The 13,311-nt window shown below is 67.8% G+C and carries 10 protein-coding genes and 1 pseudogene; 8 read left to right on the plus strand and 3 right to left on the minus strand.

The annotated features are described in order from the left end of the window. The 3 genes from E1218_RS30895 to E1218_RS30905 form a co-directional block, all read left to right on the plus strand. Positions 1-2,837, plus strand: a 2,837-nt coding sequence (locus E1218_RS30895) for a CBM35 domain-containing protein (RefSeq protein WP_132326581.1), incomplete at its 5' end; no start/stop codon positions are given. Positions 2,838-3,271: 434 nt separating this feature from the next. Then, positions 3,272-4,228, plus strand: a complete 957-nt coding sequence (locus tag E1218_RS30900; protein ID WP_132326582.1) for a MurR/RpiR family transcriptional regulator — start codon at positions 3,272-3,274, stop codon at positions 4,226-4,228. After that, positions 4,225-6,951, plus strand: coding sequence for a glycoside hydrolase family 20 zincin-like fold domain-containing protein (locus E1218_RS30905; RefSeq protein WP_132326583.1), 2,727 nt, complete (start codon positions 4,225-4,227; stop codon positions 6,949-6,951). The genes E1218_RS30900 and E1218_RS30905 overlap by 4 nt, the downstream gene beginning before the upstream one ends. Positions 6,952-7,403: 452 nt before the next feature. On the opposite strand, the gene E1218_RS30910 is transcribed toward E1218_RS30905, so the two are convergent. Beyond that, on the minus strand, positions 7,404-8,960 hold the full coding sequence (locus E1218_RS30910) for a hypothetical protein (RefSeq protein ID WP_165949492.1): 1,557 nt from the start codon (positions 8,958-8,960) through the stop codon (positions 7,404-7,406). A 124-nt stretch (positions 8,961-9,084) separates the two neighbouring features. Here E1218_RS30910 and E1218_RS36315 point away from each other — a divergent pair, with 124 nt between their 5' ends. The 5 genes and pseudogenes from E1218_RS36315 to E1218_RS37855 all read left to right on the plus strand — a co-directional run bounded on the left by E1218_RS36315 (position 9,085) and on the right by E1218_RS37855 (position 11,006). Continuing rightward, entirely contained in the window at positions 9,085-9,387 is a 303-nt protein-coding gene (locus tag E1218_RS36315; RefSeq protein WP_165949491.1) for a hypothetical protein, read from the plus strand. Next, on the plus strand, positions 9,297-9,599 hold the full coding sequence (locus tag E1218_RS36320) for a dihydrodipicolinate synthase family protein (RefSeq protein ID WP_165949493.1): 303 nt from the start codon (positions 9,297-9,299) through the stop codon (positions 9,597-9,599). Before E1218_RS36315 ends, E1218_RS36320 begins: the two co-directional genes overlap by 91 nt. Before the next feature lie 27 nt (positions 9,600-9,626). Next, positions 9,627-9,830, plus strand: coding sequence for a hypothetical protein (locus E1218_RS30920; protein WP_132326586.1), 204 nt, complete (start codon positions 9,627-9,629; stop codon positions 9,828-9,830). 734 nt (positions 9,831-10,564) lie between these two features. Then, a pseudogene (locus E1218_RS38320) lies at positions 10,565-10,771 on the plus strand (SDR family oxidoreductase); the annotation flags it as partial. 16 nt (positions 10,772-10,787) lie between these two features. Then, positions 10,788-11,006: an SDR family oxidoreductase gene (locus E1218_RS37855; protein ID WP_202866286.1), complete on the plus strand. Its 219-nt coding sequence runs from the start codon at positions 10,788-10,790 to the stop codon at positions 11,004-11,006. Positions 11,007-11,067: 61 nt separating this feature from the next. Here E1218_RS37855 and E1218_RS30930 read toward each other — a convergent pair whose 3' ends face one another. Further along, the gene (locus tag E1218_RS30930) at positions 11,068-11,862 is read right to left on the minus strand and encodes an NAD-dependent epimerase/dehydratase family protein (RefSeq protein WP_132326587.1); all 795 of its coding nucleotides are present in this window, start codon (positions 11,860-11,862) and stop codon (positions 11,068-11,070) included. Between the two features lie 37 nt (positions 11,863-11,899). Further along, positions 11,900-13,027, minus strand: coding sequence for a mandelate racemase/muconate lactonizing enzyme family protein (locus E1218_RS30935; RefSeq protein ID WP_132326588.1), 1,128 nt, complete (start codon positions 13,025-13,027; stop codon positions 11,900-11,902). Between the last annotated feature and the right edge of the window lie 284 nt (positions 13,028-13,311).

Here is a 13,311-nt window from a genome sequence, read left to right on the forward strand (position 1 = left end):
TACTCACCCATGCCCCGGCCACCGCGGCCCCCACGACCTACGAGGCCGAAGCAGCCGCCCTGTCCGGCGGCGCCGCTGCCGAAACCGACCACCCGGGCTACTCCGGTACGGCGTACGTCGGCGGCTTCACCGACCCGCACAAGGGCACGGCTGCCGTCACGCTCACGGTCACCACGCCAGCCGCCGGCACCAGCACCCTCACCCTCCGCTACGCCAACGGCACCGGCTCCGACAAGACCCTCTCGCTGTACGTTGGCGGCTCGCGCATCCGTCAGCTCCTGTTGCCCGCAACTGGATCCTGGGAGTCGTGGACCGATTTCACCACACAGGTCACCCTGCCCGCCGGATCAAGCGCAGTCTCCTACCGTTTCGACACCACGGACTCGGGCAACGTCAACCTCGACCGCGTGATGGTGGACGCAGCGCCTGCTTCGGCGGACGGGGCGTACGAGGCAGAGAACGCCGCCCTGTCGGGTGGAGCTGTGGTGGCGAATGACCACAGCGGCTTCACCGGGGCCGGATTCGTCGGCGGATACGTCGACGGCAACAAGGGCCGCGCGGCAACGGCCTTCACAGTCACCTCCGCAGCTGCCGGAACCGCGACCGCGGCTCTGCGCTACGCCAACGGCACCGGCGTCGCGATGACGCTCTCGCTGTACGTCGGCGGCACAAAGCTCCGGCAGATCAGCCTGCGCCCGACAGCGAACTGGGACACGTGGGAAACGGTGTCCGAGACCGTCACACTGGTTGCCGGAAGCAACACGATCGCGTACAGGTTCGACAGCACCGACTCCGGCAACGTCAACCTCGACAACCTGGTCGTCGGAGCCGGGGTCGGCGACGCCCCGCCGAATGCGCTCGAACGCGGCTTCCTCTCCGGCGGGACCTCGGTCGGGACGTCGATCGCCGGCTTCACCGGCGGCGGATACGTCACCGGGTTCACGGCACCAGGCAGCCGGGTGATCCGCACCGTCAACGTCGCGACTGCCGGAAGTACTGCGCTGACGCTTCGCTACCGCAACGACTCCGGCAGCACGAAGACACTCAGCCTGTACGTCAACGGAATCCAGGCCGGCCAGGCCTCGCTTCCCGCGAACAGCGGCTGGACCACCGCCCAGCAGACCGCAGAACTGAGGTCCGGGCTGAACCTCGTCGGTTACCAGTACGACGCCGGCGACAGCGGCGACGTCGCGCTGGACGACCTCACTGTCGGCGGCTCCACGTCTCTCGCCGCCCGCGGTGCGACGGTCCCGTACACCGAGTACGAAGCTGAGGACGCCGGCACGAACGGCGTCGTACTCGGCCCCGACCGCACCTACCGGACTGTCCCGTCCGAGTCCTCCGGCCGCCGCGCCGTACGGCTCGACAACGCCGGCAAGTACCTCGACTTCCTCCTCACCGAACCGACCAACTCCCTCGTCGTCCGCTACTCGATCCCGGACAACGCCGCGGGCACCGGAATCACCGCACCGCTGGGTGTGTACGTCGGCGGCGCCAAGGTCAAGGACGTCACGCTCACGTCGGCGTACAGCTGGGTCTACGGCAACTACCCGTTCCCGAACGATCCGGGGCTCGGCGGCGGACACCGCTTCTACGACGAAGCCCGTACCACCCTGCCGAGCTATCCGGCAGGCACCACGCTGCGGCTGCAGAACGACACGTCGACGCCGATCACCGTCGACCTGATCAACGCCGAGGTCGTCGCACCGGCGTACTCGATGCCGGCCAACTCGATCGACGTCACGTCGTACGGTGCCGTGTCCGGATCTGGTGACGACACGGCCGCGTTCAACTCTGCCATCAGCGCGGCGAAGGCGGCGGGCAGGACCCTGTGGGTCCCCTCCGGAACCTTCGACCTGACCGCTCGGTTGAACGTCGACAACGTGACGGTCCGCGGCGCGGGCATGTGGCACTCCACGATCCGTGGCAATGCCGGCCGCGGTGGGTTCTTCGCCGTCGGCGGCAACGTCCAGCTCGCCGACTTCACCTTCGCGGGCGACGTCCGGTACCGCGATCCCGACGGCGTCGTCACCACGGACTCCGCGCTCGAGGGCAACTTCGGCACCGGATCGCTCATCCACAACGTCTGGATCGAGCACGCGAAGACCGGCATCTGGGCCAACAGCGGCACCGACGGCCTGTACGTCGTCGGCGTCCGGATCCGCGACACGTTCGCCGACGGGCTGAACCTCAACACCTTCAGCGGCGACGGCAGCCCGGTCCGCAACAGCCGCGTCGACCAGAGTGTCTTCCGCAACACCGGCGACGACGCGATGGCGATGTGGTCCTTCAGCAGCTCGGTCGCCAACTGCGCGTTCACCTTCAACACCGCGGCCTTGCCCGCCCTGGCGAACACGGCCGCGATCTACGGCGGCGAGAGCAACCGCATCGAGGACAACCTGCTGTCCGACACCGTCTACACCGCCTCCGGCATCACAGTCAGCACCTGGCACTCGGCACAGCCCTTCAGCGGCACCACCGCCGTACAGCGCAACACCATTACCCGGGCCGGCGGCTTCAACACCGACTGGAACAGCAGCCAGGGCGGTCTTTGGGTGTACGCCGAAGCACGCGAGATCACCGCACCCGTTCTCGTCAAGGACGTCGACATCATCGACAGCACCTACCAAGGCATCCTGATGAGCTGGCAGAAGACCGTTGCCAACATCACCTTCGACCACGTCAGGATCCAGAACACCGGCACCTACGGCATCGACCTCCAGGTTCCCGGCAGCGGCACCTTCGACTACGTCACCGTGACCGGCGCCACCTCCGGCGGCCTCAACAACACCCAGGGCTTCACCCTCACCCGAGGCCCCGGCAACTCAGGCTTCTGACCCACCGAACCCCGGTCCCGCGGCCCCTGCCCGCCGCGGGACCGGCTCCCGGGTGCGCCCACCGTTTCGAGTGCTCGGCACCAGGAGCGGCCTGGCCACCACCTGATCCAGGACCTCGGTGAGAAACCGCGCCGGACCCGGGCAGAACCGACGGATGACGGACAGTTGGTCGATGGGCTTTCAGTAGACGCGAGAAGGCACTGCTGCACGAAATGTGTGGCGCAGAACCAGTGGGCTGCTCAGACCAAGATGTTCGAGCCGGGCCGCCCCCAAAAGTTATTCACGCCACCGGCAACTACCCGGAACGGTCTCCGGCGCACGGGAGCTGCTCGCTCGCTCACTCACCGGTAGGGGCCTAGGTCGCACGCGGTGATCACTGGAAAAAAATTCCGCGAAGTGTTCACAAGCTCGGGGTCAGCTGGAACTATCTTCCCATGTCTACCAGTGGGCCGGATCACCTCACCACGCTCGGACTCCTCGGTCGCCTCCGCAGTGAGCTGGCCGCCTTGCCGACCGCACTGCAGGACGTCGCGGCGTACGTCGTCGAGTTTCCGGAGCTGGCGGCCAGAGCGACGATCGCTGAACTGGCGGCCACCACCGGCACCTCGGTAGGCACCGTGAACCGCCTCTGCCACGCTCTGGGCCTGCGTGGGTACTCCGACCTGAAGCTCGCACTCGCCACCGAGATCGGTCGTGAGGAACAGGCTTCGAAGAACCTTGACCTCGGGGTCGAGATCGGCCCGACCACACCGCTGGAACAGGTCGCGACGACTTTGGCCGCGATCGACGCCCGGGCGATGCAGGAGACGGCTGCCCGGATCGATCCGTCAACCGTCGGCCGGATCGCCACCACGCTGCTGTCCGCGCGGCGGATCGAGGTGTTCGGGATCGGTGGCAGCTCGTTCGCCGCCCAGGAACTGGTCTTCCGGCTGCGCCGGCTAGGACTGGCCGCGTGGGCATCCACCGAAGTGCACTCCGGGTTGACGAGTGCCGCCCTGCTCGGGCCGGACGACGTGGTGCTGGTCATCTCCCACAGCGGACGAACCACCGAGGCGGTCGAAGTCCTGGCGGCCGCCGCGGTTCGGGGTACACCGACGGTCGCCCTCACCAACACGGCCGACTCGCCGGTCGGTGTCCAAGCCGGCCAGGTCCTGACGACCACGGTGCAGGAGACAGGGTTCCGCTCCGAGGCTCTGGCGGCCAGGCACTCGCAGCTCCTGCTCATCGACCTTCTCTTCGTCGCCGTCGCCCAGCACGGCGGCGACGACGCGGCGCAGGCTCTGAGCACCACCACCTCCGCCGTCTCCGGGCACCTCACCCCGCCCGAGGTACCGAACCGCTCCAAGCGACGCCGCCGCGCCGCGAATCCGCCTGAAGGAGATCCCGCATGATCAAACATCGGCGATTACTCGCCGCGCTCCTGGTGTGCCTGGGCCTCGCCGCCCTGCTGACACCGATTGCGACCGCCACCGCGACACCCGTGGCGATCGCGGCCGCCAAGCCGGTCACCATCCCCGCTCTGCAGGAGTGGACGGCCGGGGGCAGGCCGTACACCTTCGGCGCCTCGAGCCGGATCCTGGTCGAGCCCGACCACGCCGGCGCGTTGTCGGCCGACGCCACCACCTTCGCCGAGGACATCGCCGACCTGACCGGCCGCCGTCCAGCGGTCCTGGCCGCAAGTCGTCACAGCGCACGAGCCGGGGACATCGTCCTCACCCTCGGCTCGCCGGACGCCGCACTGGGCGAGCAGGGTTACACGATGACCGTCGACGCAACGGTGGTGCTGGCGGCGCGGACCGCGACGGGAGCCTTCCACGGCACCCGGTCGGTCCTCCAGCTGCTGCGGACGTCGACGACGATCCCCGGCGGCACGGCGCGCGACTGGTCGCAGTACCCCGAGCGCGGCGTCCTGATCGACACCGTTCCCCGCGGCTACTCGAAGGACTGGTGGCACAACCTCATCCGTGAGCTGTCCTACCTGAAGATGAACCAGCTGGACGTGGCCCTCCTCGGGCCGCGTGGTCTGACGAAGGCCGAGATTCTGGACTTGACCGCCTTCTCGGAGAAGTACCACGTCAACCTGACGCCGTGGCTGAGCATGCCCTCCCACGCCTTCGACACGCTCCGGCGCCATCCGGAGTACCGGCTCGCCAACGACCCGGACAACCCGCTGACCCGCGAGGCGTTCGACTTCACCAAGCCCGGCGCCCTCGAGATCGTGAGGTCGGAGATCGAGCGCTGGATCGACCTGTTCCCGGGCCGCACCTGGAGCACCGGCGCCGACGAGTACATGAAGTTCCCGTATTGGCTCGCACCAACCTTCGACGACTTCCCGCAGTTCAAGCGGTTCGCTCAGGAAAAGACCGGCAATCCGGCCGCCACCAGCTACGACGCGTACGTGTGGTTCCTGAACTACGTCAACAGCATCGTCAAGGAGCACGGCAAGACCCTGCGGGCCTGGAACGACACGCTGCAGTCGACCGGCGTGCTGCGGCTGGACAAGGACATCGAGATCGAGTTCTGGATCCGCCCGTACCCGGTCGAGAAGACCCTGACCCCCCAGGACCACACGGACCCGGCCAGCTCGTTCGGCGGGCACAAGCTGCTCAACGCCTCGATGGGTGAGTTGTACTACGACAGCGGTCTGAACCTGCTGGACCCGCGCGGTCTCTACAACACCTTCGACGTGACCCGGTTCAACGCCCTGAACGGGCGCGACGTCGTCACCGGGGAGGCGACCAAGAACCTGCTCGGGGCCCGGCTGCAGGCGTGGATGTACTCGGCACCGGGCAAGCCGGACGACACCAACGAGGAACTGGCCGCCAACCTCGAGCGGCCGCTGCGTTCACTGGCCCAGAAGGTCTGGGGATCACCCAAGCTGACCGGATCGTACGACGAGTTCATCACGATGATGGAAGATGTCGGTCAGGCTCCGGGCTGGGTACGGACCTCCAAGAGCGACGCGGTCGGTACTCCGGTCACGGCCCTGGATGCCGACCGCCGGCTCAACTCGCTGGTCACGACGGCCTCCGGGCGGCTGCTGCAGTCGCGCCAGACCGAACCAGGCAGCTTCGGCTGGACCTCGCCGCAAGTGATCGGCACCAAGATCACGGGCACGCCCGCACTCCGGCGCGATGTCACCGGCCGCCTGGTCTTCGTGGCCCGGACCACGGACGGCCGGCTGGTCACCGGACGGCAAGGCGCCGACGGATCCTGGTCGGCGGGCGCCACCACCATTCGTACCGGAGTCACCGGTGATCCGGTTCTCCTGGCCGACTCCTTGCAGCGTCTCGCAGTCGTCGCCCCGACGGCGGGCGCCGTCTGGTACGGCGTACAGACCGCTCCGGCCGGCCACTGGTCGGGGTCCGACCTTGCCACCTCGACCACGAGTACGCCGAGCGCTGTGGTGGCCGCGTCCGGCAAGGTGACCGTCCTCGCCGTCGACCCGGACGGACGAGTGGTCGCCGTCGAGGAATCCGCAGCCGGAAGCGGCCGATTCGGTTCGCCCGTCGTCCTGACCGACGGGGCCTCCGGAGACCTGGTGGTTGCCCTGGACAACGATAAGAAGGTGACGTACTTCGTCCGGCGCGAGAACGGCCAACTGGTCCACGGCTGGCAGCGCGAGCCCGGCGGCCCATGGGATCCCGCCACCGCCGTACTGGTCGAGGACTCCGCCGGCAGGCCCGCGGTCGCCCTCGATGCCGATGGGCGGCTGACGCTGCTGGTCCGAACCACGGCCCAACAACTGATCCATCGCCGGCAAGCTGTCGCAGGCGGCGGCTGGGTCCCAGGCCAAGAGGTGCTCTACGGCGATCTCGGCGGCGATCCCGTTGTGACAACGGACGCCCAGGACAAGCTGACCCTGGTGGTCCGCCGCAACGACGGCCTGCTGATCCACAAGCAGCAGACAGCGCTCGGCGGCGCCTGGAGCCCGGGCGCGGCCTTCCTGGCGACCAACCTCGTCCCGAACGCCGCTCCGGCTCTGACGCTCGACGGAACCGGCCGGCTCACCAGCCAGGCGACGGCCACGTTCGGCTACGTATTCAACGCCTACCAGAAGGAGCCGTCCGGCAGCTTCTCACGCAGCCTGGTGGTAGGCGCACTGGAGTCCTGACTTACCTGACGGCGGCACCGCGCCTCACTCACCCGGTGCCGCCGTCACCTGTTCCAGCGGCTGCCAGCCGAGCCTTCGGCGTCTGATTCCTCGACGCGCGTGAAGATCCGGCGAGTCCAGCTAGGGACGGCGTGGGTTACCTGACTTCTGTGCTGTACGACGTCAGCACCTTGTACTTCGAGGACCGACGCCCTTGTCCTTCGACGAGTCGTCCGGCGGCTCGGCGGTCTTTGAAGGGTGAGCCGCGTTCCTTGTCATCGAGAACCGCACCGGCTGGTCGATCAAGAAGCTCGTCACCACAGCCCGCCGCTACGGCACCGCTCAAATCCGCGCCGGCCAGCAACTGTTCACCGCGGAGGACACGTTGCATCGAATTCGAAGCAATCATGACCACGCCCGCCAGTCAGGCTGCTTGACCGAAACTGTCACCTACTCGTCCAGCAGACTCAAGGCTAGGTCAGGGCGTACCCCAGCCGGAACTCGTTGATGTGGCCTTCACAGTCCGAGAACTGTGACACGAAGTGATCGCCGGTTGCCCTCAGACATCGGTAGATGGCCACGTTGGGCTCTGCTGGAGGCGACGTATGAATCCATCCTTCGGTGTTGAGAATGGCATTCGTCACGCCTTCACAGCTCGGATCGGTGGAGACGAACTGGTCCCAGCTCGCCTGACAGCTGTAGAGCGCTCGAGTGCCGCTCTGAACCGTTGACAGCAGATACCAGGCGCTGCCCTCCAGGGAGTAGTCGGACGGAGGAGACACTGTGCTGACCCAGTGATCGGTGCCGTTGAAATACCGCTTGAGATTGACGCCCTCGGCGGCCAACCCCGAGGTGCAGACCGCCTTCCTCCGCAGGAGTTTGGTCGTCGACCATCCTTCGCCGTCGACGACTTGGATGTAGTAGAGCCAGAACGAGCGGAGCGGTAGGTCGGGATGGGTGTCGGCGGTGCCGACGATCGTGGGATACATGTTCCGCCGGCCCGGATCACGGAACAGCGGAACTCGCGGCGCCCAGGTGATCGCGTCGGACGATGCGGATAGCGCCATCTCTTGCCACGAGCTGACAGCGTTCTGGTGTGGAGTTGCCATCAGGTACGTATTCAGCGCGTCACTTCGCACCACATTCGGATGCTGTGTCGGCCTACCCACATCGATATCGGCAGATGCCCCGCCGAGCCCCGGCTGCACCCATACTCCGTTGTGGTATTTCGACCAGGTGGTGACCGTGCCCTTCTGTGCGGCTGCGATCACTGCGCTCACGGGCGCCCGGGCAACCGATAGCGAGGTGCGTCTGATTTGACCTGACACCCACAGGAGGTCGACGTAATGCAGATAGAAGTAGTCCGTGCCGCCATCATTGATGATCGTCCCCAGTGATCCGCCGATGTCGTGGCCCCGCCCTGCCGAGTCAGCCTCAGCGTAGGTAACTTGTGGCCGGATGATGGCACCGAGATCGGTGACCGTCCCTGCAGCCTCGTTGACGATGCCGAGATGTAGCTCGCTCCAGAAGGAACTTCCTGAGCTGAGGTCCCGCTCCTCGTGTAGCAGCTGCACTATCGTTCCGGACCCTGGGTCTTGGTAAACCTCCACTCCGCCGATATAGGTGAACTCGCCTCCGGCGTTGAGCACCGAATGCCGGGTTGCGCCACCGCTGACGGGGTTCTCGAGCGTGCCCGCTGTCACGGTCGGACGCTGGTCCAAAGCGCCGGTGCCGCCAAGTGCGTCAACGGCGAAGAACTTGTAGGTTCCACTGGTGTCGGGAAGAACACCCATCGTTCCATCAGGCCACGCCTGCAGGTCCAGAGACTGACGAGTCGCGGCCGAGACGACCTCCTCCGCGGGACCTGTCCAGACCCCCTTGCAGTTTCCGGTATCGGCCGCGTACGCCGACGTCACCGGGCCCGATGCCACACTGGCCGCGGCTGCGAACACGGTCAGCCAGGCGGTCGTTCCGGCGAGCCAGCGATCGCGGGATCGGCGGGCGCTTCGTGCGCTGTCATGCAGTGTCATGGCGGTCCTCCGGGTCGGCCTTCGGATCAGCTTGCTGGCGACTTGTCCATGGCTAGACTTGGCCATCCGCAATGTGAAAGCTTGATGCAAATGATAGCGAGACGCAACACCTCCTGGAAGTTGAATGATGCTGAACATGGCCGCAGCCGACGTTGGCTCCGCCGTGGTCGAGGATCTGGTGGTTTTCGAGTACCAGCCAACCTCGGTGCAGATCGGACGTGCGGTCCTGGCGAGCCCACTCGACATCCGGCAGGACGGCATCGGTGTTCCGTCTGGCCGTGGCCTCGGCGTCGAGATCGATGCCGGGGCTATCCGTTCGCTGGCGGAGGAGTTCTGGTGTCGCCCACTGTCGAGGGATTGGTTCCGATCCTGGCCACACCTGTTCGGCCCGACGGTGGCCTGGATCTGTGCACCCTGCGCCGACTGACCGAGTTCGGACTTGCGAGCGGCGTGAGCGAGATCGCGGTGCTTGGCATGGCGAGCGAGGCGTTCGCGCTGACCGCGGCCGAACGTCGGGTGGTTACCGAGGAGGTGGCACGGGTGGTGAGCGGCGCCCGCATTGGTGATTGCCGGCGTAGCAGCGACCTCAGCCGGCACCGCCGTGCAGCAAGCAGCCGACGCGATCGATGCCGGCGCTGACGTTCTCATGGTTCTTCCACCCTCCTGGTGCCGGCCAGCGTCGCCGAGTTGCCGGAGTTCTATGCGGCGGTGGCCGCTACAGGCACCGAGGTGATGGTGCAGGACGCGCTCGGCGCCACCGGGGTGGCGATCTCGCGGCAGCAAATCATCCAGCTGAGCCAGATCCCAGGCGTCACCCTCCGTCAAGGTCGAGGCGCCGCCGACGGCAGCGAAAGTCGCAGCCGTCGTTGACAAGATGGACGAGCCCGGATTCGTGCTGCCGGGAGGTCAGAACGCCCTGTTCCTGCCGGACGAGCCGTCGGCCGGTGCGGTCGGCAAAATGCCCGCTTGCGAGGCGCCGGCCCTGCGGCGCGATCCTCGCCGGTTATCAGGCCGGTCGGCAGGACGACGCCAAAGCACGGGTTCGATGCCCTGTTGCCGCTGCTGGTGTTCGGCCTGCAGCCCGAGATTGCCTGGGCTGTTAACAAGGAGGTAATGGTGGGCCGTGGCCTGATCGATCACGCCACTGTCCGGCTGGTCTCGACACGCGCAGCCGGGCGGGCTGACTGCAATCCTCGACCAGCTGGAACTCACACCGGGGCCCCACCTCGCTGAGCGTGACCCTCTGATGCCGGCCATTGCCGAGACCAGACCTCCGTATGCAACTCGGCGATCCGGCCGGTCACGTGCACAGGGGGCGCTTCATGAGCCGCTGCGCGCTCGTGATGGCGCGACGACGCCGATCGGCGCGGCCATCGTGAGCGCGCTGATCGCTAACGGCCGGCCGGGTCGCCGGTGTGTCGCTGGACGATGAGCCGGTCGCGGGAGTCGAGCTGCACCTTGCTGCGGACTGTGCAACCCCAAACGCGCAGCGACTGCAGTCGACCATGTCGCGACGCGGCCCGGCGGGATCGGCGTCCTGGTCACGTCTGCCGGCCGGATGCCGATCGCGCCAGCCCATCGAACCACCGACGCCCAGTGGCGCGATGCGATGGCGACGCTCGACACCTGCTTCTTCGCGGTCAGGGCCACCTTGCGGCGCCCGCCCGCGGGATCGAGCGTCGTTGCAGTGTCCTCCCTTCAACTCGTTCCTCGCGCCCTGGGTGCCGGCGTACGCCGCGGCCAAAGGCGGGGTCGACGCACTCGTCCGCCAGTTCGCGGTGGACTACGGGATTCGCGGTATTCGGGTGAACGTGGTGGCGCCCCGGGATGGTGGGCGGCGACACGTTGCCGGACGCTGCCGGCGGATACCCGCTGGGCCGGAGGATCCGCGCGGAGGAGGTCGCCGCGGCGGTCGCATTCCTGGCCAGACCAGCCTCCTCGGCGATCACCTGGGTGGTCCTCCCGGTCGACGGCGGACTGTCGGCGCTGTCGCCCGCCGCGGTCGGACGGGCGGATCTGCGAGCGCGGCTCGCCAGTGAGGACTGAGCAGTGGGATCGGGCCGGACCGCCCGCGAGTGCTGGCGCGCCGGTTCGGGGCGAACCCGGCCTACCGCTGCCCGAGGCGGACACCTGGGCACAGGCCACCGTCGCCGTCACCAGGCGGAACGGCGTACGTCGAGGAGTCCTGCCGCGGCCGCCAGCCCAGGTCGCGTTCCGCCGTCCCGGGTCCGAACGGCGTGGTGGTGTTGGCAGACACCCCGGCGTAGACGCCGTACCGCAGATCGGCACCGAGCGCGGCCTCGACCAGGCTGGTCAGGTCGTCGACCCCGATCCAGGTTGGTGCCCAGGAAGAGGTCGGTGGCGCCGGACGGCACCCGCCGAGGCGCAGACAGACAACCGTGGTTCGGGTGGAGGATGCCGTGGCCGCACCTGCTGCTTCGGCGAAAGCCTTGCTCGCGCCGTACCGGCAGCACGGCCTCGGCGGCCCCTGCGGGTCGATGAGTTCACCGTCCGTGGTCCGACCGCCGAGCGCGTGGACCGAGCTGGCGAGCACCACCCGGCGAACGCCCGCAGCGGCCGCCGCGTCGAGAAGGGCAGCCGTCGCCGCCAGGTTCGGACCGAGCAACTCGTCCCAGCTCGCGCCGGCCCCCGGGTTGCCGGCCAGGTGCAGGACCGCGTCAACCCCAGCCACCGCGGCGGCCGCCACGGCGGGATCGGCGAGATCACCCCAGACCGCGTCGATGTCGCCCCAGCCCGCGATTGCGCCACTCCGGTCCCCGCCAGCCGCGGCGGAGCGGGTCAGCGGGCGGCGGTCCACCAGCCGAACGGTCCGGTCCGCCAGTGCCGGACGCAGCAGGGTCGCGACTCCACCCGCGGCGCCGGTGACCGCGATCCTCGTCACCTGAACGCTCCGTGGCTGGTTGCCGGGGCGGCACGCGTCACCAGTTCGTCACCGAACCATCGCGTCGGCGAAGCTGCGGAATCTGCCCGGTTTCCAATGCCACCGCCAGGGATAGGTCCGCGGTGATGCCGAGGCCGGGCGCGTCCGACGCCGTGAGCGTGCCCGGACCGGCCACGACGGTCGAGGTGAACGCACCGAGCGGTGAAGCCACTCGCTGTGCCTGCTCCTGGATACTGACGTTCGATGCCGAGGTACTGAAGTGGGTGGACGCTGCGGTGCATACCGGACCGAGCGAGTTGTGCAGCGCCAGTTGCACGTGGTGCGCCTCGCAGAGGGCGGCGATCTTCCGGCCCTCCGTGATTCCGGTGTGTGCGAGGTCGATCCGGGCGTGGTCGATGAGGTTGTTGTCGAGCAGTTGCCTGAACTCCCATTTCGTGCACAGCTGCTCGCCGGCTGCCAGCGGCACTCCGGTTCGCCGCCGTAACGAGCTGTACGCCGCGAGGTGCTCGCTCCGCAGCGGGTCCTCGACGAAGAAGGGCCGCAGCGGCTCGACCTCCCGGCACAGCTGGACGGCCTCGGCCAGGTCGAGACGGGTATGGACGTCGATGATCAGCTCGACCTCGTCGCCGAGCCCGGCCCGGAGCTCACGCAACAGGTCGACGGTGGCCCGGAGTGCCCTGCGCGGCTCGAACTCGGGTTCACGCGGATCCCACACACCGATCCGTAGATGACGCCACCCCTGGCTGGCCAGCTCCACCGCGCGTGCAAGCACCTCGTTCGGTCGGCCCTTCGGGAGGTGCGCATAGCTCGGCACGTAGTCGCGGGTACGACCGCCGAGCAGCGCGTGGACTGGGACCGCGAGCGCTTGACCACGCAGGTCCCACAACGCGGTGTCGATGCCGCCGAGCACAGCGGCCTGGTGCCGGTCGGAGGGGAAGAACACGGCCCTGTAGGCCAGTTGCCAGAGCTGCTCGATCCGGGTCGCATCCGCTCCGATCAGTAACGACTGCAGGTCTTCGACCAGCCCGGCGGCAGCCTGTTCGCGGCCCCGCATCCCAACCTCACCCAGCCCCGTGAGCCCCTCCTCGGTCCGGACGACGACGACCATGGCGGGCCAGTCGTCTGCGGCGGGCAGGGCAACGAGGTCGGCGGCGTGGATCCTCACCGTGCCACCACCTGCTCCGCGTTGTGCCGCGGGCACGCTTCGGCTGTCCCGGCCTCTGTCACCACGCAGCCTCCTGATAGCTAGATGATGGATACCGCCATCCACAATATGGCATCGTCACACATATGACAGATCCCGTCTAGCAGGGGACGAGCCGCTCGCGACGGACAACTGGCCCCTACATGCGCAATTAGGGGCAACTGGTCCGGCAAGATGTCGCGATGTAATATCTGTAATCCAGAAACATAATCCGCCTGTGGGGTAGCGAATGGGCCGGACTGCGA

The organism is Kribbella turkmenica (assembly GCF_004348725.1).
GTDB lineage: Bacteria > Actinomycetota > Actinomycetes > Propionibacteriales > Kribbellaceae > Kribbella > Kribbella turkmenica.